General features: G+C 32.2%; 28 protein-coding genes. 4 read left to right on the top strand and 24 right to left on the bottom strand.

Annotation, left to right across the window (positions count from 1 at the left end):
- Positions 1–24 precede the first annotated feature (24 nt).
- The 6 genes from BN55_RS09540 to BN55_RS03170 all read right to left on the bottom strand — a co-directional run bounded on the left by BN55_RS09540 (position 25) and on the right by BN55_RS03170 (position 5,484).
- Positions 25–759 (bottom strand): Rib/alpha-like domain-containing protein, encoded by a 735-nt coding sequence (locus tag BN55_RS09540; RefSeq protein WP_008470313.1) that lies wholly within the window; start codon positions 757–759, stop codon positions 25–27.
- A gap of 293 nt (positions 760–1,052) precedes the next feature.
- Positions 1,053–1,325 (bottom strand): hypothetical protein, encoded by a 273-nt coding sequence (locus BN55_RS03190; protein WP_008470312.1) that lies wholly within the window; start codon positions 1,323–1,325, stop codon positions 1,053–1,055.
- 1 nt (position 1,326) lies between these two features.
- Positions 1,327–1,731, bottom strand: coding sequence for a hypothetical protein (locus tag BN55_RS03185; RefSeq protein WP_008470311.1), 405 nt, complete (start codon positions 1,729–1,731; stop codon positions 1,327–1,329).
- Positions 1,732–1,820: 89 nt separating this feature from the next.
- Positions 1,821–2,201 (bottom strand): DUF1828 domain-containing protein, encoded by a 381-nt coding sequence (locus BN55_RS03180; RefSeq protein ID WP_008470310.1) that lies wholly within the window; start codon positions 2,199–2,201, stop codon positions 1,821–1,823.
- A gap of 125 nt (positions 2,202–2,326) precedes the next feature.
- A complete protein-coding gene (locus tag BN55_RS03175) occupies positions 2,327–3,907 on the bottom strand; it encodes an ATP-binding cassette domain-containing protein (protein WP_008470309.1) in 1,581 nt (526 codons plus the stop codon).
- Positions 3,907–5,484, bottom strand: coding sequence for an ATP-binding cassette domain-containing protein (locus BN55_RS03170; protein WP_008470307.1), 1,578 nt, complete (start codon positions 5,482–5,484; stop codon positions 3,907–3,909). The genes BN55_RS03175 and BN55_RS03170 overlap by 1 nt, the downstream gene beginning before the upstream one ends.
- 550 nt (positions 5,485–6,034) lie before the next feature.
- Between BN55_RS03170 and BN55_RS03165 the strand changes: the two genes are divergently transcribed.
- Positions 6,035–6,865 (top strand): AAC(3) family N-acetyltransferase, encoded by an 831-nt coding sequence (locus BN55_RS03165; protein WP_008470306.1) that lies wholly within the window; start codon positions 6,035–6,037, stop codon positions 6,863–6,865.
- 225 nt (positions 6,866–7,090) lie between these two features.
- Positions 7,091–9,712 (top strand): cation-translocating P-type ATPase, encoded by a 2,622-nt coding sequence (locus BN55_RS03160; RefSeq protein ID WP_008470305.1) that lies wholly within the window; start codon positions 7,091–7,093, stop codon positions 9,710–9,712.
- Positions 9,713–9,764: 52 nt separating this feature from the next.
- On the opposite strand, the gene BN55_RS03155 is transcribed toward BN55_RS03160, so the two are convergent.
- From BN55_RS03155 to BN55_RS03125, 7 genes are all read right to left on the bottom strand, one after another.
- Entirely contained in the window at positions 9,765–10,361 is a 597-nt protein-coding gene (locus BN55_RS03155) for a histidine phosphatase family protein (RefSeq protein ID WP_008470304.1), read from the bottom strand.
- Entirely contained in the window at positions 10,361–10,810 is a 450-nt protein-coding gene (locus BN55_RS03150) for an ASCH domain-containing protein (RefSeq protein ID WP_008470303.1), read from the bottom strand. The genes BN55_RS03155 and BN55_RS03150 overlap by 1 nt, the downstream gene beginning before the upstream one ends.
- Before the next feature lie 46 nt (positions 10,811–10,856).
- Positions 10,857–12,071 carry an ATP-binding protein gene (locus BN55_RS03145; protein ID WP_008470302.1) on the bottom strand — a complete coding sequence of 405 codons (1,215 nt, stop codon included), beginning with the start codon at positions 12,069–12,071 and terminating at the stop codon, positions 10,857–10,859.
- Between the two features lie 126 nt (positions 12,072–12,197).
- The gene (locus tag BN55_RS03140) at positions 12,198–12,962 is read right to left on the bottom strand and encodes a nucleoside phosphorylase (protein ID WP_008470301.1); all 765 of its coding nucleotides are present in this window, start codon (positions 12,960–12,962) and stop codon (positions 12,198–12,200) included.
- A gap of 28 nt (positions 12,963–12,990) precedes the next feature.
- On the bottom strand, positions 12,991–13,752 hold the full coding sequence (locus BN55_RS03135) for a nucleoside phosphorylase (protein WP_008470299.1): 762 nt from the start codon (positions 13,750–13,752) through the stop codon (positions 12,991–12,993).
- Between the two features lie 102 nt (positions 13,753–13,854).
- On the bottom strand, positions 13,855–14,670 hold the full coding sequence (locus BN55_RS03130; RefSeq protein ID WP_008470297.1) for a phosphotransferase: 816 nt from the start codon (positions 14,668–14,670) through the stop codon (positions 13,855–13,857).
- Complete coding sequence (locus BN55_RS03125) at positions 14,667–15,173, bottom strand: kinase (protein ID WP_008470296.1); 507 nt, start codon at positions 15,171–15,173, stop codon at positions 14,667–14,669. The genes BN55_RS03130 and BN55_RS03125 overlap by 4 nt, the downstream gene beginning before the upstream one ends.
- A gap of 84 nt (positions 15,174–15,257) precedes the next feature.
- On the opposite strand from BN55_RS03125, the gene BN55_RS10200 reads away from it, so the two are divergent.
- Positions 15,258–15,527, top strand: coding sequence for a hypothetical protein (locus tag BN55_RS10200; RefSeq protein WP_008470295.1), 270 nt, complete (start codon positions 15,258–15,260; stop codon positions 15,525–15,527).
- Positions 15,528–15,567: 40 nt separating this feature from the next.
- Positions 15,568–15,870 carry a type II toxin-antitoxin system YafQ family toxin gene (locus BN55_RS09710; protein ID WP_081497837.1) on the top strand — a complete coding sequence of 101 codons (303 nt, stop codon included), beginning with the start codon at positions 15,568–15,570 and terminating at the stop codon, positions 15,868–15,870.
- A gap of 46 nt (positions 15,871–15,916) precedes the next feature.
- Here the strand turns inward: BN55_RS09710 and BN55_RS03115 are convergent, their stop codons facing one another.
- The 11 genes from BN55_RS03115 to BN55_RS03060 form a co-directional block, all read right to left on the bottom strand.
- The gene (locus BN55_RS03115) at positions 15,917–16,630 is read right to left on the bottom strand and encodes a coenzyme F420-0:L-glutamate ligase (protein ID WP_008470293.1); all 714 of its coding nucleotides are present in this window, start codon (positions 16,628–16,630) and stop codon (positions 15,917–15,919) included.
- A gap of 2 nt (positions 16,631–16,632) precedes the next feature.
- Positions 16,633–17,028: a cytidine deaminase family protein gene (locus tag BN55_RS03110; protein WP_008470292.1), complete on the bottom strand. Its 396-nt coding sequence runs from the start codon at positions 17,026–17,028 to the stop codon at positions 16,633–16,635.
- Positions 17,018–18,211, bottom strand: a complete 1,194-nt coding sequence (locus BN55_RS10195; RefSeq protein WP_008470291.1) for an MFS transporter — start codon at positions 18,209–18,211, stop codon at positions 17,018–17,020. The genes BN55_RS03110 and BN55_RS10195 overlap by 11 nt, the downstream gene beginning before the upstream one ends.
- Before the next feature lie 25 nt (positions 18,212–18,236).
- Positions 18,237–19,019, bottom strand: coding sequence for an alpha/beta hydrolase (locus BN55_RS03100; protein WP_008470290.1), 783 nt, complete (start codon positions 19,017–19,019; stop codon positions 18,237–18,239).
- A gap of 12 nt (positions 19,020–19,031) precedes the next feature.
- Positions 19,032–19,649 carry an NUDIX hydrolase N-terminal domain-containing protein gene (locus BN55_RS03095; RefSeq protein ID WP_040469216.1) on the bottom strand — a complete coding sequence of 206 codons (618 nt, stop codon included), beginning with the start codon at positions 19,647–19,649 and terminating at the stop codon, positions 19,032–19,034.
- 267 nt (positions 19,650–19,916) lie between these two features.
- Positions 19,917–20,399: a GNAT family N-acetyltransferase gene (locus BN55_RS03085; protein WP_008470288.1), complete on the bottom strand. Its 483-nt coding sequence runs from the start codon at positions 20,397–20,399 to the stop codon at positions 19,917–19,919.
- Positions 20,400–20,401: 2 nt separating this feature from the next.
- Positions 20,402–20,935, bottom strand: a complete 534-nt coding sequence (locus BN55_RS03080; RefSeq protein ID WP_008470286.1) for a GNAT family N-acetyltransferase — start codon at positions 20,933–20,935, stop codon at positions 20,402–20,404.
- 292 nt (positions 20,936–21,227) lie between these two features.
- Positions 21,228–22,016 carry a tyrosine-protein phosphatase gene (locus BN55_RS03075; protein WP_008470285.1) on the bottom strand — a complete coding sequence of 263 codons (789 nt, stop codon included), beginning with the start codon at positions 22,014–22,016 and terminating at the stop codon, positions 21,228–21,230.
- A 44-nt stretch (positions 22,017–22,060) separates the two neighbouring features.
- Entirely contained in the window at positions 22,061–22,237 is a 177-nt protein-coding gene (locus tag BN55_RS03070; RefSeq protein ID WP_008470284.1) for a DUF3923 family protein, read from the bottom strand.
- A 22-nt stretch (positions 22,238–22,259) separates the two neighbouring features.
- A complete protein-coding gene (locus BN55_RS03065) occupies positions 22,260–22,553 on the bottom strand; it encodes a hypothetical protein (protein ID WP_008470283.1) in 294 nt (97 codons plus the stop codon).
- A gap of 34 nt (positions 22,554–22,587) precedes the next feature.
- A complete protein-coding gene (locus BN55_RS03060) occupies positions 22,588–23,307 on the bottom strand; it encodes a hypothetical protein (RefSeq protein ID WP_008470282.1) in 720 nt (239 codons plus the stop codon).
- Between the last annotated feature and the right edge of the window lie 53 nt (positions 23,308–23,360).

Below are 23,360 nucleotides of genomic sequence, written 5' to 3'. Positions count from 1 at the left end.
TATGTTGCATTAAACAACTATAAATTAATTTCTTTCTTTGATTAAGTTTCTAGCAATTAAACTTAAGCTGGCAATAATGGTCATAACACCCATCATCATAATAACTACTGCATTTTTAGCACTAGTTTGTGGTAATTTAGCATCTCCTGCAACATGAGCAGTTTCATCACTAACCACACTGCTTTGTGATTGAGGTGCAACGGTACTATTTTCTTTAACATTATTGTTACGTGCATTAGTTTTAACGTTATTAGCATCTCTAACAATTACTGGAGATTGTACGCTACTTTGATCATTTTCTTTTTCAGTATTAGCAGGTTGTTGTTCATCTTCAACTGGAGCTTGTTTGGAAGAATCAGAAGCAGTGACATAAACAGCTAAATTAGAAGCTGATCCATCCGGAAATGTTACGATAATTTGACCATAACTAGTTCCAGCTTTTGATACATCAGGTTCCATATTCCATTTAGCAGTTGTGCCTGCTGGAAGACTATCCCAGTTGCTTACGCCTAATTGTGCTTGTGGCACTTCATTTACAGGAGTAGTTAAACTAGCTGCAATTAATGGATTACGGTAAGCCTGCAAATTCTTATGATCTTTTAAGTCTTGATCCATTGAAGCGTTGTAAGTTGCCTTTGAATCTTCCTTAACAGTATCAGCTTTAACTACGCTACTTTGAAAACCAACTCCAGAAATAATACCTGCAGCAGTAAGTGTCAATGCCAGTTTTTTAATTGTTTTGTTTAATTGCTTAATCATAATAATATCTCCCTCTAATAGGTCCCAGCTTTACTTCGATCTATTAATAACTTTATAAAGATATTATACCTTAACTTTACAATTTTATTACAGAAAAAAGTCTTATATTTCAAAATTTGTAAAACTTATTTTTCCTTTATTGTTGGTATTAAATCAACATTTTTAAAGCCAAAATGTTAAACAAAATAAAAAGAATCAAACATCTTATTATGCTTGATTCTTCAAAATAATATACAAATAGCGTTTTAAGTAGAAAAAATTACATATCTTTCTTTGATTTTAAATTCACATTTCTAATTATCGATCATTAAAGCAAACCGTAAAATTTCAGCAGGAAGATTCTCTTCCTTAATATTATTGACTTCTAAAATTTTCTTTTCTTTTTGATAACGCATTCTATAAATGCCATCTTCATCAAAGAAAAGATTAAAACTTATTGGCTTATTATTACGAGTCATAAATTTAGTTTCAACTAAATAATTATTATCTTGCACATATTTGAAACTAACTAAATTTTGACTCCATTCATTCCAAATGTTTTTTAATCGAGCTATTTCTTGATTCATTTTATCTCACGTTTCGTGCAGCATAATCCATTACGTCATAAAGCATTCTTTCAAAATTATACATAGCGCTAGACAAATTCAACTGCCCTACTTCTTCATTAACAAACTCGCCTTGATTATTCAGCAAAATACCGTATTGGGCAGCAATGCGCGCTGCTTCATGCTTGATAGCATTGAAATCACCGATCTCACGGTTAACTGAATTAACAGTTAAAACTCGATCGCTCAAGCTATAAGTGCCGTCAGAATTAGTTTTTAAATAAAAGTATATTCCTTCATTTAAGTCATTAGTTTGATCAGTAAAAACTATATATTCATTCGGATTAACAGCCTTGACAGAAACACTGGGATTATCCCATTTCTTCCAACTTGCTTGCAATATATTGAGTAAACTATCATTAAACATTCTGCTACCTCTTTCTAGCAATCGCTTTCATAGTACTAGTCTAACGCAAGTTCTCATAATTATACAAAGATAGCTGTTCTAATTTACGACTATTTAATAAATGATAGTGCCACTTCAAGTTGAGCTAAATTATTAACCATCATTGCTAATTCTGCATAAGTCACATCTTGAAAAATTTCACCGGTTTGATCGTCATAATCAAAACCAGATCCTAAGACAATATCTTGTGCAGCTTCTTGGAAATCTTCATCTTCTTGCATCGGATCTAATTTATAAAGCATCCAAGAATCATCGCTTACTCGATATCCTTCGTCTTGCTTCATAATAAAACAATAAATCTTTTGACCAAACGCATCAATCAGTGGAGTTTCAACTTCAATTGTGCTGGGCCCAATCCGATAAAACTTTAAATTGTCCTTTACCCAATTAAGTCCTTGCTTACTAATTTTATTTAATTCTGCATCATTCATTTTTACACCTACTTAACATAATTTTATTACTGTAATATTAGTCATCCATTTAACTATATCTTATCAAAAAAGTTTCCTTCTATATATTATCTAATATAGAAAGAAACTTTTCTTTAAATATAAAATTATCTATCTAATTTAATTTCACGATCAAATAACTTACGCATTTCTTCATTAAAGTTATGAGCAATGAAAACCACTGTCGCATTGGTTTTCAAAACTGCTTTTAAAATCTGCATCGTTGCATGTTGATCAATCGCACTAGTGGCTTCATCAATTAAGACTAATTGACTATCATGCACGCGACTTCTAGCTAAAACGATTTTTTGTTTTTGACCGCCTGACACATTTAATTTGTCTAAATTAATCTTTGTCTCAATTCCAGCCGGGAATTTATTAATATCGCTAACTAATTGAACTTGTCCAACAGCCGGAATAACCAATTTATCTAACTTTTGTTTAAACATAGTAATATTATCTCTAATCGATACCGGAAAAAGAATTGGCTCTTGTGGTAAATAGCCTATAGTAGATAAATCAGGTGAAATTTCTTTGTTATCGAAACCGAAATACTTTATACTGCCCCGACTAGGCTTTAATTCTCCCAATAACAACTTGAATAACGTGGATTTTCCTGTACCAGAATCTCCAGTTAAAAGAATATGCTCACCATTTTTTATAGCTAAATCCGCATAAGAGACACCTTCTCCATTATCAAAATCAATTGCTAAATCATGAATTGAGAAACTAGTAACGATCTCAAGATTTCTATCTTTTTTTGAGGTTATTTGTTTTCGAGCCTGCCAAATCTCTTGGCGCAGCTTCTTAGTTGAACGCATTCTTCCTGTATAATTTGCAATTCCTTGCAAAGAGCCAAATAGAGCCGAATTAAAATTACCAATGCTTGCTACTAAACCAAAAGCCGCTAAATGATTTACAACTAAAAATCCTGTTAACAAAAAGATCAAGGCATCTCCTAAGGAGTAACTCAGCTGATTTAAATAATCTAGTTTTTGATCAACCTTTTCTTTTTCAACATTTGCATTTTCTAAATCTTTTGAACTTTTCGCAATTATCTTAAACATTGTTGGACTTGCAAAATATCTTCTGACTTCGCTCAAACCAATTAGCCAATCCCCTAAAGTTTTTAAGTATTTTTTATTAGCGTTAGAAACATGGCTAACAGCTTTTTGCAATGACTGATCTAATAATTTAGGTAAATATATTTGAACAGCTGCGAAAATTATACATGCGACTAATAAGCTCCATTGAAATGTTAATAATGAAAAAGCTACACTAAAAATTGCCGCAAACATTCCTATAATATAGCGAAATGAATCGAAATAATCACTATGAATCAAATTAATATCATTTGTTAAACGATTTTGTACGTCTGAAGAACGATGATGTTTTTGATCTTCAAAATAATGATCAGCAATTTCTTGCCGCACCAGATGAAAATATTGCTGCAGCAGCTTTTGCCAAACAATACCTGCAAATTGATAAGCAAGATAAACATAAACATACAAAATTAATTGAACTAAAGCATAAATTAAGAATAATTCTAAGTGATGCTTGCGAATAGCATTAAATTGCAAAGTCAGTACATATGCAACACCTACTTCGCTAATTCCTCCCGTAAGATGCAACAAAACAACTAAAATAAATTTCCCCGGTTTAAACTTAAATAATTCTTTCCAACTCATTATTTTTCCTCCAGATGAATTTCACGATCAAATAATTGTTTTTGATTTGAATTCAAATTATGTGCAATCATTAAAACGGTTTGTTTGGTTTTAACAATTTCTTGCAAAATCCTAGTTGTAGCTCCTTGATCAATTGCACTAGTTGCTTCATCTAAATAAACTACAGGTTTGTTAAAAAGCATTTCACGCATTAAAACCACTTTTTGTTTTTGACCACCAGAAAGTAAATTCTTTCTTGGATCAATCTGCGTGTCTAATCCTTTTTTAAAGCGATCTTGATCTGTAGAAAATTGAGTAGCATCAACTAAAGTTTGCACGCTACTATTGAGTTTTTCATCAAACATTGTAATGTTTTCCTTGATAGTGCCCGGAAACATGATGAGATCTTGCGCTAAATAACCAATCTGCCTTAGATCGGGATGAATAACTTTTCCATTAAAGTTACGATAAATAACTTCTCCACTAATCGGCTTTATTTGTCCTAAAAGAGTCTTAATTAAAGTTGATTTTCCAGTGCCGCTATCACCTGTAAGCAATACTTTCTCACCTAAATTTATAGAAAAATCTGGATAGAAAATCTGCTGTCCATGTTTATATTTAATGCTTAATTTTCTAATCTCAATTGATGCAACTTCATCAATCGGATCATATTTTTCTTCATTGCTTGTCTTTTGCAATTCAAGAATTATATTTCTTAAAGTCTGCGTTGATTTTAGTTGAACATAATTAGAAATACAATTTTTTACGCTCCAAAAGATACCATTAGCAAAATAACCAGCTGTCAAAATTGCTCCCAAACTTACTTGATGATTGATAAACAAGATCCCGGCAATAAGTGGCACACCAATTCGCCCCGTTATATCAAATATAGAAGACACAAGCTGAACGTAGCTCATAGTCTTACTACGTTTAAATTCGCTATCTTCAAGTTTTTGACTATCTTGACCAATCACTTTTTTTAAAACAACCTTATTTTTGTATCGTCGTAATTCATCTAGTCCGTCAAACCATTTTTCAATCGTATTTAAAAATTGAGCATTCTTACTAGAAACTAATTCAGTTGCCTTATTTGTGTATTTTTCCATTAGCTTGGGCACAAGGACTGCTAAAAAAGTTACAAATAAAGTAAATGCTACTAAAACCCAGTGAAAAGTAAACAAAGTTCCGATTGTTAAAACAATATAGATCGCATCACATAAAAAATAAAAGTAAATATGATAGTAACTATCTTGAATTATTTGCAAATCATTGCCCAGATGATTCTCCATTTCTGAAACTTTATCAGGTTGCTGATAATAATGATGCAGAATTCTTTGTCTTACTGAATGAAATAGATTCTGAGTTTGTTTGGTATTTTCTACACTCGCTAAATTGAAACTAACATTACAAATTTGACCAAAAACAAATTGCATCCCAATCAATTCTAAAAATAAAACAAACTTTCCTTTAGAAATAGCATCCAATTCAGGACTAGTCAAATAAGTATAAATCGTGGTCATTACTTGTGTTAATGTCATTAAAAACAAGACTAACAAAGCATGTTTTTTATTTTCTTGAAAGTATTCTTTTAAACCCATCAATAATCCTCATTTTCTTTGAATGTTAAATATCAGATTAAAAATTAATTATCTTCAATATCATTTTTTGCAAAGAAAAAAGTGCTGTTAATTGGACTCACAATCAATTAACAGCACCACAAATAAGAGGTTGATTTTACGGAAAGATCACCTTAAATTCGTTTACTGTTAATATCTAATTGTAAGCAAATTTGGGGTACAACAAATAAGCGTTTTGACCCACACTTTTTACTAAAACAATAAATTAGATATTAAAGATTCAATAAACGAATCATATGGCAATTTTCCTCTTGTTTCTATAAGTTAATTAAACTATATCATATTATTTTAATTTAGCAAAACTTTTCTACAATTTTTTAATTATTATTTTTAAGTTTTATTGTTTCTATTGTTCTTATCTTTTATAATTTATAATAAAATACTTAAAAATAGGATAAGGAACTAAATTATGAGTAATAAGAAAATAACTATTAATAATTCTAATATCAAAGCAAGAGTAATATTTTTCAGACCAAGCCAATAATTTTTATTTTAGAAAAAGGAAAGAAAAATGTCTGAAAATTCAATTACAACTGTAGTTACTAAAAATGACCTAAAACATGCTTTTAAAGAACTAAATATTAAAAATAGTGATGTTTGTTTCGTACATACTGCCATGAGGAAATTTTATTATTTGCCTGGTGGTAGCCAAACAATTGTCAGTGCATTAAAAGAAACTTTGCCAAATGGTACTCTAATGATGCCCTCGCAAGTTTCAAGCAATTGTGATCCAGCTACTTGGGAGTATCCGCCAGTAAAAGAAAATCTAATTCAATTAATCCGCGATTCAATGCCACCTTATAATCCTCAGACTTCTCAAACGGAAGGATTAGGAATTACGCCAGAATACTTCCGCACTTTGCCTGATGTTGTCAGAAGTAGCCACCCTTATCTGCCTGTTGCTATTTGGGGTAAAAATGCACACCAGATTGCTAAAATTCAGCCACTTGACTTACCATATGGCGTAAATAGTCCACTTGATTATGTTTATCAACATCACGGTAAAACCATCTTTTTAGGAACTGATTATGAAACTTGCACCATGCTTCATTACGCTGAATCAGTGATTAATAGAAAGACTGAAGCATGCTCTGCAGCAACGGCTATTTCTGAAAATGGCAAAACGATCTGGACCAAATATCAAAACGTAGACCTAGATTCTTATGATGATTTTAATGAATTAGGCGCAGCTTTTGAAAAAGAATTTCCTACTGAATGGCAAACTCTACAACTCGTCTCTGGAATAATAAAAGTAATTAATACTAGGCCATTAATAGATTTTGCTAAAAAATGGTTTATTAAAAAAGATCGCAAATTTGGGAATACTGCTAATCAGTTGTAAAAAATATTAATAATTTTAAAAAGATATTGCCCCATTTTTCCTAATATGGTTTAATTTTAAATACGATATTTATAGGGAGTAACCGGCAAGATATTTTTGTATTTACGGCGTCATATCACGAAAGCATTTTCCGCTGTAAATTTAAATGGTGAGACTATGCATAAACTTTTAGAGTTTAGCATAGTCTCTTTTTTTGTCTAAACTCGCCTAATTTATGGAGGATTTATGAAACAATACTATCTACAGCCAAAAACTGAAGTTTTAAAAGAATTTAAAACAGATAGCACTGGTTTATCATCTACCCAAGCTAAAGAAAATCTTGAGAAATTCGGCAAGAATACTTTAGTTGAAGGTAAGAAGAAAAATGCTTTTCAGGTCTTCTTAGAACAATTTAAAGACTTGATGGTAATTATCTTAATCATTGCGGCGATAATTTCTGCTTTCACTGGAGAATTAGAAAGTACTTTGGTTATTATTGCAGTGTTGATTTTAAACGCAGTTTTAGGAACTGTGCAGCACATTAAAGCTGAAAAATCACTAGAATCATTAAAATCACTGTCTTCTCCTAGCGCAAAAGTTTTGCGCAATGGCGAAAAAATTGAAATCGATTCTAAAGATGTCGTTCCAGGCGACATTATGCTTTTAGAAGCCGGCGATATGGTAACAGCCGATGGGCGAATTATTGACAATTTTTCACTGCAAGTTAATGAAAGTTCATTAACAGGTGAATCAACTAACATTGATAAGGCAGATATCGATATTGATGAAGAATTGCCAATTGGCGATCGCATCAACATGGTTTATTCCAGCTCTTTAGTCACATATGGTCGAGCAAATGTCTTAGTTACTGCTACTGGGATGAAAACTGAAATTGGTAAAATCGCCTCTTTGATGAATGAAACTAAAGAACGTCGCACGCCACTTCAGGTTTCTCTTGATAACTTCTCATCTAAATTAGCAATCACAATTTTAATCATCTGTGCCGCCGTTTTAGGTCTACAAATATGGCGCGGGCAACCTTTGCTTGATGCATTGCTCTTTGCGGTAGCATTAGCCGTAGCCGCAATTCCCGAAGCATTGAGTTCAATTGTAACGATTGTTCAAGCCATGGGTACACAGAAAATGGCTAAGGAAAATGCTATTATCAAAAACTTAGCAGCTGTTGAATCCTTAGGTTCTGTTTCGGTAATTTGTTCTGATAAAACTGGCACTTTGACCCAAAATAAAATGACTGTTGAAGATATATACATTGGTGGTCAAGTTCTAAAACCTAACCAATTAGATCTAAGCAATCAATTGCACCGCTACTTGTTATATGATGCAGTTTTAAACAATGATTCAAGTATCAAAGATGGTCAAATTATCGGTGATCCAACTGAATCAGCCTTACTTGAAATGTATCATCAAGTTCCTGGTATCGACTTAGGCAATAACCAACTTGGTTTATCTGAAAAAGATTTGCGTGACTTGCTCACTCGTCAGCAAGAATTACCATTTGATTCTGAACGTAAATTAATGAGTACTAAGCACCTCATTCATAATGAACCCACTATTTTTGTCAAAGGTGCAATTGACGTCTTGCTTGACCGCTGCGAAAATATCCGTATTGGCGATGAAGTGCGTCCTATGACTACTCAAGATAGAAATGAGATTTTAGCTCAAAACACTCACTTTTCAGAAAATGGACTTCGTGTTTTAACTTTTGCTTATAAAGAAAAAGATGAAGAATTATCTATTGAAAATGAAAATGGCTTTACATTTATTGGTTTAGTTGCAGAAATGGATCCGCCAAGACCCGAAAGTGTAGCCGCAGTAGCTCGAGCTAAAAAAGCTGGTATTCGCACCGTGATGATTACTGGTGACCACAAAGTTACTGCTGTTGCCATTGCTAAGAAGATTGGCCTCTTCACTGATGGTGATATGGCTGTAACAGGTTTAGAATTAGACAAGATGAGTGATAATGAGCTCGCAGAAAAAATTGATAAAATTGCAGTTTATGCACGAGTTTCTCCTGAAAACAAGATCCGCATCGTTAAGGCTTGGCAACAAAAAGATCATATCGTATCGATGACTGGGGATGGTGTTAACGACGCACCTGCTCTTAAGAAAGCTGACATTGGTGTGGCCATGGGAATTACTGGTACGGAAGTTTCTAAGGATGCAGCCAGCATGATCTTGGCAGATGATAACTTTGCGACGATCATTAAGGCAGTCGCAAATGGAAGAACTGTTTTTGAAAATATCAAAAATGCGATTATGTATCTGTTATCAGGAAACTTATCTGCAATCATCACTGTTTTGTTTGCTTCAATTGGTGGCTTCCCGGTTCCATTCGTCGCAGTTCAACTTCTATTCATCAACTTAGTAACTGACTCACTTCCAGCATTGGCTATCGGAATGGAGCCAGGTGCTAAAGATGTTTTAGATAAAAAGCCACGTGATCCTAAAATTGGAATCCTTGATAAACAACTAGTATGTAAAATTACTCTTCAAGGTCTTTTGATCTCAGTTGGCGTAATCACTGCATTCTTAATCGGGCTTCGGACAAATGCGGCGGTTGCGACAACTATGGCTTTTTCAACTTTAACTTTTGCTCGTCTGCTTCACGGCTTCAACTGTAGATCGGAGCACAGCATCTTCAAAATAGGATTCAAGAATAATTGGTACAGTTTAGCAGCATTTGGATTAGGTACTTTGCTTCTTGCACTAATCTTGTTTATTCCTGCTTTACACGACTTATTTGCAGTCACTCCATTAACAATTAATCAATTGATCTGGATTGGGGTATTGGCATTAATTCCAACAATTATTATTCAAATCGTTAAAGTCGCTAATAACCATCGATAAAAACGAAAAGGTTCATACTCAAGTTTATAGAGTGATGAACCTTTTTTGCTATTTAAATATTTTTGTAAGGACAAAAATTTACTCGATCAATTATGTAGTTGTCGCCTTCTATTGTCCATTCATGGATACATGCATCCCCACTTCCAAATTTGATTTTAGAATCTATGGGAAGTTTTAATAATGCATGATATAGCTGCGTAATTGCTCCACCATGCGAAACAATTACAATTGTTTTATCACCAGAATTTTGGCTAAGAATTTCAGATAAAATTGATTCTATTCTCATCCTAAAATTCAATTTACTTTCCTGTCCATAACGTGAAGCATGAATTGGAAGCTCAACTTTCGGATACTTTTTATATGCTTCATCATATGGTAAACCTGCGCGAAGTCCATTATTAAATTCTTTTAGTTTATCTGTTTTTATTGCACGAATTCCAATCAATTTTTCTAAATATTGTGCAGTTTGGCACGCTCTTTTTAAAGAACTAGTATAAATTTTATCTACATGATAATGTTTTGATACATATTTGCTCATTGCCTCAGCTTGTTTATGTCCACGTGGAGTTAAACTAAAGTCTGCCCATCCTTCACAAACTTTTAAAATATCTGCTTCACTTTCACCATGTCTGATAATTAAAAGCTTCATTATTCTACCTTCTCAAAAACTTCACACACCATTGGTGCTTGCGGGTAAAATTCTTTCCCTACTTCCTTATATTCACGCGTAAAAAAATCATCATGAACTCTGCGCCAGTGTTCATAACTGCGATCTCCTTCGCCTTCATGATAAGCATGTTCTTTCGAAATCAAATTATAAGGAATAATCTCTACACAGCATTCTCTAATTACGCAAACTGGCTGCTGGTTACCATCTAAAATAATGCTCCACTCGCCTGTTTTAGGAACTGTTTCATCTTTGCTATACAATTCATATGCTGAAGTAGTAGCCGTTTTAATGCCTTTATCTACCAAAGAAGCTAGTTCATCAGCATCTTTTTGGGTTGCTCCAAAAGCCCAAGCTTCAACAGGAGTTTCATAGTCTAAATTATGTTTTTGACAAAATTCATGCCAATATTGTTTTATTTGTTCATTCATTAATTCTACCTTTTATATCAAATTAGCTAATTAAAAAAATTGATATCTATTTATCCAGTAACCAATTAATTAAATTCAGCTTTTGAATGCCATTATAATTAGCTGTTTTATTAAAGGTATCGAGTGTAAGCAAATATTTCGGATATGAATCTTTGATTAACTCTAAAGAGCGTAATTCGCGTTCCAATACTTTTTCATCTAAAGTTGAAAGTGCAACTTGGTAATAAGATGGATTATTATCATCATCAATTCCAACAAAATCAACTTCGTATTGTTTATTCTCGCCAACATAAACCGCCTTAAATCGGCGCAATAGCTCTAAATAGACAATATTCTCAATAATATGTCCAAAGTCCTGCTGATGATCAGGTAAAAGAATATTTCTGATTCCCATATCAACACCATAATATTTACTTGGGCTGTTTAAAAGATGGCGCCCATGAACATCATAACGTGGAGCCTCATACATCAACAAACTGTCAATAATTCCACCCAAATAACGGTCAATTGTTTTGTTACTGGTACTGTATCCTCCACTTTTTAGTGTATTAGTAATTTTGTTAATAGAAATTTGACTTCCGATATTAGAATATAGACTTTGAATCAATCTTTCTAAAACAGGAGTATCTTTTACATTTAATCTTGAAACAATATCTGTCAAAACAATGGTTGAATAAACACCTTGCAAATATTCATTTCTTTCTTTGGAATTATCAGTAAACAAGGTATAAGGAAATGAACTTTCAAGATATTTATTGAACATATCATTATTATCTGTGAATTTATCATTTTGCTGATGCCAGGTCACAAATTCTGAAAAAGATAATGGTAAAATTTTAAGTTCAACGTATCTTCCAGTTAGTAATGTAGCAATTTCACCACTTAAAAAATATGCATTTGATCCGGTTAAATAAATATCAACATTATCTTTAAGAAAAAGCGAGTCCACTACACGCTCAAATTCTTTCACATGTTGGATTTCATCCAAGAAAATATAATATTTTTTATCTTCAGTAATTTTTGATTCTAAATAATCATATAACTTATATGGATCACGAAGCTCATCATACTTCATGTTTTCAAAATTAATATTAATTAATTGATTATCGTTTATTCCTTGATCTTTTAATTGTCTTCTAAACAAGTAAAACAAAGTAGATTTTCCCGCTCTTCTAACTCCGGAAACCACTTTGATTACTTTTTTATCTTGCCAGCGAGTTAAAAAATCAAGATATTTAGGTCGAGAAACATATTTTTCCATAATCTACCTCATAATTTCGTACTATCTATACCTAATATTAGCATACTCTTTGGAGTTAACTCCAAATTATAGCTAAAAAAGTAAAAAGTTTGGAGTTAACTCCAAGCTTTTTTGATATATAAAATACTATTTAATCTTAGTCAGAACTTTAGATCCAATTTCTAAACCAAGGCTATGTGATTCACTACCCCAATCACGTTCATCATAATTTTCCATGTCAGCTAGCGTATCAGCGGTAAATAGGATTTGTGCAAAATCTACTTCTCTAAACTTCGCACATGCTGCTAAACCAGCACATTCCATTTCAACAGTTGCTGCTCCTAATTGACGGAACTGTGCTACTTTTTTAGGCGTTTCTCTAAAGAAACCATCGGTTGTCCAAGTAGTAATCTCATCATATTTCAAATTTAATTCAGACAATACACTTTCTACTTGATTCAGAAAATTACGGTCTAAGTCAATAAACTGCCCTGGTTCCATATAGTGAAAAGATGTGCCTTCATCTCGGATTGCTCGTTTAACTAAAAACATTTCATTTTCTGGTAAATCATTCAAGGCACCAGAAGTACCAAACGTTAAGACTTTCTCTACACCATAGGCGATTAACCACTCAAGCAATTGCACAGCAGCTGGTGCTCCCAAGGGTGCTTGACACAAAGTAAAAAATTCATTGTCAATTCGAACTTCATAGATTTTGGGGTTAAAGGAGCATGATTCAAATTCACCTAAGGCCCGATGAAGATGTTGATCTAAAAATGCATTAATTTCTTTTTCTGGAACAAACGCGTAAAGTAATCTTGGATGAAAATGAAATGGTTCTTGATCGTGATTTGGCTCAAGAACAGCATGCGAATTTTTGTCAAAGTCTAAAATAAATGGTTCTTCATTCATATTTTCCACTCCATTTTTTGTTGAAATATTATAAATTTACTAATACCTGAGATCCAATATTCAAACCAGCGCTAGATGAATCATGGCCCCAGTTACGTTTATCATAGTTATCCATATCAGCTAAACTATCAGCCGTAAACAAAATTTGCGCAAAACTTATATTTCTAAATTCTGCACAAGCAGCTAAAGCTGAGCACTCCATTTCGACAGTTTTGGCACCTAATTCTTTGGCTTGTAAAACTTGCTTGGGTGTTTCTCTAAAAAAGCCATCAGTTGTCCAAGTTGTTCCCTCTTCATATTGAAGACCTAAATTTTTTATTTCATTCTCAACGCTTCGTACAAACTTTTTATTTAATGTAATCATCTTACTTGGTTCTTTGTAATAAAAGGATGTACCCTCTCCGCGAATCGCTCTTTGTGGAACAAATATCGTATTTTCAGGAAGATTAGCCAGTGCTCCTGCATTTCCAACAGATAAAACTTGTTTAACTCCATAATTGATCAACCAATCTAAAAACTTTGTTGAAGCTGATGCTCCCACTGGAGCTTGACACAAAGTAATTAATTGATTGTTGACTTCCACTTCATATATCTTAGGTCTAAATGAAACAGTTTTAAATTTACCCAGAGTCTTATGAGAGTGTTTATCTAAAAAAGAGTTAATTTCATCATCTGGGACAAATGCAAAAAGCAATTTTTCATGAAACTTATACTGTAAATCTTCGACTCCGGGCTCTATTACAGCTTGTTTACTTAAATCAATATCTAAAACAAATGGTCCTTCACTCATGTATACCCTCTCCCTTAATCAATAAATGGATAGTCGCCATTAAAGTAATTGGTTCATGACCAACTTTTTGACGTAAAGTTTTAATGTAGTTTTGAGCCATTGCTAGTCCTCCATACTGGCGAGCATTTGTTCACCAACTTTTTTAAAAGCCAGATCTTCAATTTTTTCAGTATAATTAAATATTCCAATTGCTGTTGTGAAAATTAGATATTGTTTAGTCAAACTCAATAATTGATAGTCCAAGTTTTTAGTAGAATATCCTTTTAAAAATGAGTCAATTAAATCTGGATTCAATGAGAAATCTTGATAAAAAAATTTGATAAAGTCTTGATATACAGGACCAAGACGTGCCTTTTCAAAATCAATTAAAGTTAACTTCCCGCCGATATACTTATAATTTCTGATTCCTACATCTCCGTGTAAAACAAAATGTGAATTATTTTTCAGATCTTTTTGAATTTCATTTTTATGCATCATAAATTTTTCAGCTACTTTATTTAACTGACTTTTATAGAAAGAATCTTGAAAAGTATTTATCTCTGACATGTAGTCATCAAATTGATTTTGGACAACCTTAATCTTAGAAAAAGGCTTAATTTGCATATGAAATTTACCTAAAACTTGTCCCATTTCAAAAGCTAAATTTTGATCAATAGTTGAGGGAATATCTCGAGGCTCAACATCTTTTAATACTAAAGTATATCTATTATCAATTGAGAAAGTCGTTATTACTCGATCGTTCATTTGCCTTGTAACTGCTTCTTCTGTATAACATCCTTGCTTTTTTGCAAATTGTTTTACAAAGATTGACTGCTGATACAAATTACTATAACCTACAAAGGTTTTATTAAGAGATTCATGGTTGATTGGTTTCAGATTACTTTGTAACTTTTGATTTAATTTTTCAAGCAAAATCATTTTTGGTCTCCTGCTTGAATATCATTCATTATAATTGAGATTTCATCGTCTAAATGCATTTGACTGGTAAAAGCATACTCAGAAATAAAACCAATATAATCCTTTTCATTCCACCATGAGTGCATTTTTTCTTCACCAAAAGAATATTCATGGCGAGTTTTATGTCGCCTTATTGTTTCTTCAAATGGAATATCAAAATAATAAGCATAAATTTGGCTACCAAAAAGTTCTTTCGCTTTTTTAAATAAGTCAGCATACCATTTTGCATTTAGGATTCCTTCTAAGATAGTGTAAGAACAGTGATGATAACCATACTCAAGCAAGTTTTCTAATAGTGGCAAAGCTAGAGTTTGTTCTCCGTCTTTAACATTCAGCATTTCTCTTCTAACTATATCTTGCGGGATCAATAATGTATTGCGCGGCAATCGATGATGAATTTCTTTTGATAATGTAGTTTTTCCACTGCCAGAGTTTCCACGAATTATAATTAGTTTTGATGTCATTAGAATTCCCTCTACAATAATTAAATAATTTTGATATATTTGATAAATGTAATACAGTGGTATTACAAATAAGGAGATGATTTTATGGATAACATGATAGTAAGAAACAGTAGTGCATCTACTCGTGTATCAAAATCTGTTAAAGATAAGGCCATAAAGAATTTAGCTAAACGAGGAATAACACTTTCAGAATTTCTAAGATTCGCAGTTGGAAAAGCTGCTGATGATGATATTGAGTTACTTAATTTTCTCGATACACCAGAAGCTTTACAAGGAAAATCTGAAGTAGAAAATGGCAATATTGAAAAAATAGGTTCTTTAGACGATCTAGATAAATGGATGGATAACCTATGAAACAAGTAGAAGTCTATTTTTCTCCAACTTATAAAAAAGAATTAAAAAACTAAAAAAGAAAAACTATCCAATTAAATTAATTACCCAGTGTTTAAAAGCAATAATTGCTCAAGATAACAAAATTCTAAAAAAAATTAAGCACCATTCTCTGCAAGGAAGCTGGAAGGGATTTAACGAATTTCATCCTGGACGGTTAAGTTCTAATAGTAATCCGAATTACAATCAATGGATTGTAATTTATACTTTTTCAAAAAGCAAATTAATACTTACCTTAGTTTCTACAGGCAATCATGAGATTCTTACTAAACATAAGCCAAAGACACCATTAAATAATAAACCTTAAAGATCAATTTCAATCAGAAGTTGATCTTTTTATATATGATAAAAAATTAATTCACTGCATCCCTAATTGTTGCAGACTTATCAAATACATAATCTATACCGTGAATTTTAACAATGGGTAACATTTTTCCTTTTTGCCCCATCAATAATCCTGCAGAGGCGGCTAACATGTCACAGATAGTTTCAACACTAGTTTTATCTTCATGCTGACTTTTTCTTATACCAGAAATACCATACAATCCAACTGCTACTTGAGTGGCACCCTTTTTATCAATTCTTCCATCACTATCTGTAATTATGACAGCTACTCTGACTTTTAATTGATCGAAAATATCATCACTGATTCTCTGAGCAATTTCGTCACAATTTTCGGGTAACACTACTGCCGTATCAGCATCTATCTTATCTACTCCTGCACTAGTTAAAAACAAACCATTCGGTAGCCACCCACCAATAAAGTCCTTAGATATCTGCAGCTTCTTACCACTCTTATCACTGGTTTGATCAATGATAATTTGAATTAGTCTCGGATCTTTTCGGGGTATTTGCTGATGTAAACATAAGGCTAATTGACTTGGATTAATAGATTTTAAATCAACAAACAAACCTGCAGATTTAGAAATCAACTTAGAAGCAATACACAAAACATCATTATTATGAAGAATAAAATTTTCATTTTTGATTGTTTTAATTATTTCTGTACCTAAATTGCACTTTTTCTCTATCTTAGGGAAATTATGCAATGCTTCAATTGTAATCATGACTATAACCACCAATCAGGTGTTAACTTCCCCAGAGTAGTAATTTCTTCCCTATCGTAATCCATCAATACTTCAATATTTTTATAGTCTTTTTCCATAAGCTGCACCATAAATTCACGACAAGCTCCACACGGTGCGCCATTCTTTCCATTAGACATGATGGCTAACACTCTCTTGAAATGATTTTCACCACAAGTGGTCATGCTAAATAAAGCATTGCGTTCTGCACACACTCCTAAAGTACAGGCGGTATCAATACAAACTCCCGTATAAATTTTTCCTGTATTACTCAAAAAAGCAGCTGCTACTCCGCCTGCTTCTAGATGATCAGATATTTGTCTAAATCCCTGTACACTTTTAGCTTCTTCATACATCTTTTGCCAAGTTTTATCTAACATCTTGTTTCTCCTTTATTAAAGGTATTGTTAGCAAAACAACACCAAAATACACTGCGGAGACAAAAAACATTACTTTTAAATCTTCAAATACTTTCATAATACTATTACTTACGAATAATGAAGCACTAACCAAGATCTCTGCAATAAATGAAACAGTTGAAAGCATAGTCGACTTATTGCTTTCTCCATAAATAGCTTCATTACTAGTAGCTGAAATTTGTCCCGACATCATTCCCATCAATAGTTCAATTAATAGAAAAAGGCAAAGCAGTAAATACTTATTTTTTAGAGTCCCACTTAATATAAATGCTCCAATCATACTTCCAGTATTCAACAAAGTAATCCCTTTTGAATTAACGAAAGTAGATATTTTGCTGAACAAAACTGATCCTAAAATTAGTGCACACATAAATAACGTGTAAACCAGTGAAAGATTAAAACCTAATTTTTCGACATAAATAATTGACCAATAGATAAGAATAAACTGCGTTCCACAATCATAGCCCACATTCAGCAACAATAATATCCAAAAGTTTCTTTTTCTAAAAAAGCCAACAATATTTTTAATATTATATTTATCTTTCTTTTTACTAAAAGCTCTATTATCTGAAAAAGATAAGAAACTTGTCATAAGCCAAACAAAGGCTGGGTATAACGCAAGTCCAAGCATTGCAAACCATATCGGTGCAGTATCTTTAATTCCAAATAGCCAAGTACCAATATTTCCACCAATTAATGTGGTTAAATTCAAAATAATTACTTGCATCCCCATTAATCTGCTACTAGGAGCAATTTTATTTTGTTCCTGTAAATCAGTTACGTAAGCAAGCAAAGTACCTGAATTAAGTGCCAAGCCAATACCATATAAAAGTTCTGCCATTGAAAAGAAAAAGAAGTTTCTAAATAGAATTAGAATGAAAAAACTCGTGGCAATAATTAAAGATGATAAAGTTAGAACTTTCAATCTTCCAATTTTATCCGCCAAATATCCGGCTGGAAGAAGCCCAACCATAATACCAATATTTTGAAAAGACTTTATTGAACTAATATTTGCATTTGGGATTCCATTTTTAGCATAAAATAATGAGAAAATTCCTGACATTGATGATCGGAAAAGTGTAAAAACTGCTGTAAAAACTAAAAATAAGATTGTAATTTTAAAACTTACACTCTTTAATCTCATGACCATCAACTCCTATTGTTTTTTCTTAAAAATCTATAACCTCTTCAACTATTTCTGCAATCTGCTTTGGATATTCAAAATGGATATAGTGTGAATCACCCATAACTACAACTTTAGATTGCGAATTATTTGAAACGTATTCTGACCGCATATATTCATTTTCACGATACTTCTCTGTAATAACAACACTTGGTGTTTTATCACTTATCCTGGTAGTATTTTTCCAAAACGAATCATTTTCGTAGGCTGCTTGTGCTTTTAAATTATCCTTTTCATCAAATTTCTTCGCATTTTGCTCTGTAGTTGTCCAAAACTTTTTATTTTCTTCTGGAGTAAAAATCTCTCTAAGATCAGCTTCAATTTTTTCTTGAAGTTTTGCCATGTTTTTATTTTTCTCAATATAAGCCGGTTCATTTGGAGGATTTAACATGATTTCTCTAGTAGTTGGCTCAATTCCTACAAAAGCCTTCAAATTATTTATTTTATCTTTCATTTGCATGGCATACACACCGCCAATGCTATGAGCCAAAATAACAACTTTTTCTGCTTTAAAATCGTTAATAATTTTTGCTAATTCAGTAGCTTCGTCTGATACTGTGTAGTCTTTTAAAGACTTACCACTAAAACCGCTATTCAAATAATCCGGTGCAAAATAGCCATACTCATTTGGCAAAGACTCAATTACCTTTGAAAAAGATTGTCCTGTATCAAAGCTACCAAAGCCATTCAAGAAAACAACTAATGGGTTTTCTTTTCGATATGCAAAATTAATTTTTCCTAACTCAGTTTCAATATCTTTTCTCTGCATAATTTTTCCTCTCTATTCAAATTCCGCTTGCCAGTTAGGATTATGATATGCCTTAAAGCACATCTCTACTTGCTTTTTTGATCCCTTGTCTTCACTTAATTCAGGCAAATTATCCAATGCAAAGTACTCACTACCAATCGTTTCATCATTTTCTGTGAAACTGCCACCTGTTGGTTTACATAAGAAAAATACCGTTGTAATTCCATAAGGATACATTCCCTTATAATGTTTATTACTGTCATGGATCGCAATTAATTTCTCAACAGCAATGTCAATACCAGCTTCTTCCTTGATTTCTTTGACTACATTTTCCTTAACAGAAAGATTCACTTCACACCAACCGCCTGGAATTGACCAAGTACCATCATTTTCCTGAACGAGCAGAATTTTATCATCTTTGAAAATAGCTGCCCGAGTTGCAAGCTTAGGTGTTTGATAACCAACTTCGTTGCAGAAAAGCTCTTTCACCTTTTCAATTGGCAAACCAGATTTTTCTGCCATCATTTCCGCTGAAATATCGCGAATTTCTTGATATCGCTCTAAGTCAAAATTATCTTTTCCATACGTTAAGCCGGCTTGTGCCAAACTTTGAAGTCGCTTTGCCCAATCAATCAATTTGTCCTGTTTCATTGATTGCTTCTTCTCTTGTTTATCCAAAATGTTATTCCTCCATAAAAAAGAGTAAAAATTAATAAACTAATATAAAAATTAGGTACAATGCTGCTCATCGTTACAGCTCTTCCTTTTGACACGTCAATTATTAATTGTACGCCGAAAAGATTAGAGATTTTAAAAACATTAAAATTGATGAATAAATTAATCACAAAATAGAGCATTAATAGGATAAACCATATTCCCACTCCTTTAATCATTAATTTAAATAAGCTTTTCATAAATTTATTTCTCCAAATCTAAAACTAAAACAACTTCTTCTTCAATTTTTTCACCATTAGGCACAAAACCAGCAGCCTTGTATTGCTGTTCAGCAGCAACATTTGAAGGAACATAAGAAAGATACAATTTATTTCCATTTCCTAAAGGCATCGTTTTTATATATTTAATAAGCGTACCTAACGCATCTACTCCTAATCCCTGATCTTGATATTTTTGATCAATCATAAAACGCCACAAGCAATAATTATTACGAGCAACTTTTGGTGCACCTTCCCAGTGGTATACATTAAAGTTAATCATTGCAAAGCCAACTAAATTCTCTTTTTCATAAATAGCAAAGGTTTCAACCTTTTCACCTTCATTTTGAGTTGCGTATGCTTCTAGTAAACTAGTCGCATTATCTGCAACATATTCTTTTTGATCTGACTTAACTTTAAGATTTACAACATCCCAAAGATTTTGATTAGTTACCTTTTTTAATTCCATAATTATCGCCTACCAACATTATTTCTTAAGACAAATTTTTTATGACCATTATCATCAATTCCTTGATACTCAAATCCACTTCGCTTAGCCACATTCTGACTTGCAAAATTCTGAGGATGAGTTCTCAAAATTAAATATTTGAGTCCTAATTGTTCAAATGCATACTTTTTAAGAAATTCGACAGATTCAGTCATAATTCCTAAATGCTGAAAATCATTCGACAGCCAATATCCAACTTCGCCTGACTCTGAATTTAAGTCATGTAAGTCAATCATGCCAGCTGGAATTTCATCAACTAAAATCACCAAATTAAATGCCGTACCATCGACCATTTTCTGTTGAAATTGCTTAATTGAATCTACTTCTTTTTGAACAGAATCAATTTTGTCAGCCCAAACTAACCATTTAGAGAATTCGAAAAGATTTTTCTGAAGCTGATCAAATAAATCTTTTGCTTGCCAAGTTTCAGGTAAAACTAACTTAACATCATGTTTACCAGTTACAAAATTATGTAAAATAAACGGATATTTACTCAATTCGTTCACCTCATTTTTATATTTTGATTTAAATTAAATATTACTTAAGTATAATTAATTTTTCAATAGATTACTTATATTTTTTTCAGTTATCAAAAAAAGCAGGCTCATACAAGAACCTGCACTAAACTCACTAGTTATTCCTCAAACTTACCCAAGCTAGTTTAACTTTATGAAATCACTACGGATTAATCAATTTATTCGTTTATCTAAGTTTTCTTGCTCATAATCTGTCACTAAACTCAATAAATGATTCATAATTATCTTTAATTTATGCTTGTCTAAACTTTTATTATTTCTTCAAATAAAGTTCGCGTAATTTATTTTCTAATTCAGGAGTCACATTTAGAACATCCCTTAAATAAGTTTCTAGATCTCCATATTCTTTTTCAATAGTTAAAAGAATTGTATCAAAAAGTGAATCAGATGCTGAACTTAAAATTCTCATGTTAGCTCTAAAAGTTAAACTTTTACCAGCTTCTTGAAATTTCTTATCTCTGACTGCGCGATATTCAGTCAAAATCTCATTTGACGCCAGATAATCCTGTCGTATTAATTCTAAGTCAACGCCTAAAATATATAAAACAAATAAGGCAACAAATCCGGTCCGATCTTTTCCCTCGGTGCAATGAAAAATAACTGCTCCTTCGTCAGTCTCAGACAGTATTTTCAATACTTGACGAACAGTTTCTTGATCATGTGCTGCAATAACATGATCTCTATAATGATCACACATCATTTTAAATGCAGCATGCGGATTCTCATTATATGACTTTGCTTCTTGAGTTAAATTACTTTCTCCTCCTAATGTTCCTTCTTCACTGGAAAGAGGCAGAGAAATATTTTGAACGCCGTCAATTTGAGGATCAGGATGAGAAATGCTTTCTGATTTTGAACGTAGATCAATAATTTTAACAATACCGTAATTCTTTAGAAATTGCGTATCTTCTGGCGACATTTTACTAAGATCACCAGTTCTAAGTAAACGATGCATCTGTAGTTTATGATTATTAAAACCAGTTAATCCACCTAGTTCACGCGGATTAATAGCTGTTCTGATTGGTAATAGATTTGAGTGCATATTGTTCCTCTGCTATTTGTTATGCTTTAAAACTGCTAACCAAATTAAATATAGCCTATTAAAATGATTAAACCAAATACTCCCCAGATAATTAAAGTAATATTTCTCATTTCAGGTGTTTGTACTACACCTGCTCCGTCAACTTTTCTAACGCAAAGAAATATACTAATCACTATAAATAAGATCAATACAATACTGCCACTAATTTTCCATGCTTTCATTTAGCATTACCTCTCAGAAATTCTAACAAAATATCAAAATTGCCATTAATAATCCCGATAATAAAAATATACCCAAAGTAACAGGCACACTTAATTTTTTCGAAAAAGCGTGATAAGCCAATATTAATAATAATGATTCTAAAATAAGTCGAATGATATTAGCATGTATTTTTAAAGGAAAAACTATAACTACAATTGGAATAATAACTGCTGCGGATAAATACCATTCTTTTGGAATTTTCTTAAACCAATCTTGGAATAAAAAATATACGACAGCTGCTAAATAAGGGAAAAATGCATTTACATCTACTTCCATAAAAATCTTCTCCTTAAAAATAAACTTATATAATCTACATGTGTCTCTTAAAAGACTCAAAAGCCTGCAAAGCCAACTTTAATCGTGGAATATACCCCAGCCAGTCATAATCATTTCTACCTTTGTTATATTGAAAATTAAATGGCAGAAATGAAACTTCATTATAATTAACTATTATTTGGCTGTCTTTACAAATTAATGGCCATTCTGTATCCGTTAATATTTCTGTAGAATTTTCGGCGATTACTTTTCCGACATTACTATCAAACGCGCAACAACCTGCTAATAAATCAACATTATCAATTCCGAAAATTTTTACAGCAACTTTATTAGTAATTCTTTCTGTTTCAACCCAAGTATCTGGATATGATTCAAAATCTTGACTATTTCTTCCTACAATTCGATATTCATTCTTTAAATTTAATTTCGAAATAAAATTTTTTAATTCAGAATTTCGATTTAACAGTGCAACAATTACTTTATCAAAATCACAATAAAAATAATTAACTTTTTCACTAACATTTTTTAATGCGAACTTTAAAACTTTTCTTCTAGCATCTGCTGCACCATTTGGGGAAATTGTAAGACAATGAAAAGACTTTTCGTTAAGACTACTTTTAATTTTTGATGATGTTACATTACTTATTGTTAAGTAAACCTCATCAAAAATTATTTGTAATTGTTCACAAACAGACTCTAAATTCTTTAAAGACACATCGGGATGATGAACTGTCGATAACAAAATCTTTTTCATTTAGCATTACGCATCCTTTTCAATTACCTTCTCAACAGTCGGCGCAATTAAAC

The sequence above is a fragment of the Lactobacillus hominis DSM 23910 = CRBIP 24.179 genome, assembly GCF_000296835.1.
In the GTDB taxonomy this organism is placed as follows: Bacteria; Bacillota; Bacilli; order Lactobacillales; family Lactobacillaceae; genus Lactobacillus; species Lactobacillus hominis.
The sequence above is the reverse complement of the archived record's forward strand: the minus strand, read 5'-3'. Positions and strand labels throughout refer to the sequence as shown.

Coding starts and splice junctions, on each gene's coding strand:
- BN55_RS09540 (WP_008470313.1), bottom strand. CDS start 759: ATGATTAAGCAATTAAACAAAACAATTAAAAAACTGGCATTGACACTT.
- BN55_RS03190 (WP_008470312.1), bottom strand. CDS start 1,325: ATGAATCAAGAAATAGCTCGATTAAAAAACATTTGGAATGAATGGAGT.
- BN55_RS03185 (WP_008470311.1), bottom strand. CDS start 1,731: ATGTTTAATGATAGTTTACTCAATATATTGCAAGCAAGTTGGAAGAAA.
- BN55_RS03180 (WP_008470310.1), bottom strand. CDS start 2,201: ATGAATGATGCAGAATTAAATAAAATTAGTAAGCAAGGACTTAATTGG.
- BN55_RS03175 (WP_008470309.1), bottom strand. CDS start 3,907: ATGAGTTGGAAAGAATTATTTAAGTTTAAACCGGGGAAATTTATTTTA.
- BN55_RS03170 (WP_008470307.1), bottom strand. CDS start 5,484: ATGGGTTTAAAAGAATACTTTCAAGAAAATAAAAAACATGCTTTGTTA.
- BN55_RS03165 (WP_008470306.1), top strand. CDS start 6,035: ATGTCTGAAAATTCAATTACAACTGTAGTTACTAAAAATGACCTAAAA.
- BN55_RS03160 (WP_008470305.1), top strand. CDS start 7,091: ATGAAACAATACTATCTACAGCCAAAAACTGAAGTTTTAAAAGAATTT.
- BN55_RS03155 (WP_008470304.1), bottom strand. CDS start 10,361: ATGAAGCTTTTAATTATCAGACATGGTGAAAGTGAAGCAGATATTTTA.
- BN55_RS03150 (WP_008470303.1), bottom strand. CDS start 10,810: ATGAATGAACAAATAAAACAATATTGGCATGAATTTTGTCAAAAACAT.
- BN55_RS03145 (WP_008470302.1), bottom strand. CDS start 12,071: ATGGAAAAATATGTTTCTCGACCTAAATATCTTGATTTTTTAACTCGC.
- BN55_RS03140 (WP_008470301.1), bottom strand. CDS start 12,962: ATGAATGAAGAACCATTTATTTTAGACTTTGACAAAAATTCGCATGCT.
- BN55_RS03135 (WP_008470299.1), bottom strand. CDS start 13,752: ATGAGTGAAGGACCATTTGTTTTAGATATTGATTTAAGTAAACAAGCT.
- BN55_RS03130 (WP_008470297.1), bottom strand. CDS start 14,670: ATGATTTTGCTTGAAAAATTAAATCAAAAGTTACAAAGTAATCTGAAA.
- BN55_RS03125 (WP_008470296.1), bottom strand. CDS start 15,173: ATGACATCAAAACTAATTATAATTCGTGGAAACTCTGGCAGTGGAAAA.
- BN55_RS10200 (WP_008470295.1), top strand. CDS start 15,258: ATGGATAACATGATAGTAAGAAACAGTAGTGCATCTACTCGTGTATCA.
- BN55_RS03115 (WP_008470293.1), bottom strand. CDS start 16,630: ATGATTACAATTGAAGCATTGCATAATTTCCCTAAGATAGAGAAAAAG.
- BN55_RS03110 (WP_008470292.1), bottom strand. CDS start 17,028: ATGTTAGATAAAACTTGGCAAAAGATGTATGAAGAAGCTAAAAGTGTA.
- BN55_RS10195 (WP_008470291.1), bottom strand. CDS start 18,211: ATGAGATTAAAGAGTGTAAGTTTTAAAATTACAATCTTATTTTTAGTT.
- BN55_RS03100 (WP_008470290.1), bottom strand. CDS start 19,019: ATGCAGAGAAAAGATATTGAAACTGAGTTAGGAAAAATTAATTTTGCA.
- BN55_RS03095 (WP_040469216.1), bottom strand. CDS start 19,649: ATGAAACAGGACAAATTGATTGATTGGGCAAAGCGACTTCAAAGTTTG.
- BN55_RS03085 (WP_008470288.1), bottom strand. CDS start 20,399: ATGGAATTAAAAAAGGTAACTAATCAAAATCTTTGGGATGTTGTAAAT.
- BN55_RS03075 (WP_008470285.1), bottom strand. CDS start 22,016: ATGCACTCAAATCTATTACCAATCAGAACAGCTATTAATCCGCGTGAA.
- BN55_RS03070 (WP_008470284.1), bottom strand. CDS start 22,237: ATGAAAGCATGGAAAATTAGTGGCAGTATTGTATTGATCTTATTTATA.
- BN55_RS03065 (WP_008470283.1), bottom strand. CDS start 22,553: ATGGAAGTAGATGTAAATGCATTTTTCCCTTATTTAGCAGCTGTCGTA.
- BN55_RS03060 (WP_008470282.1), bottom strand. CDS start 23,307: ATGAAAAAGATTTTGTTATCGACAGTTCATCATCCCGATGTGTCTTTA.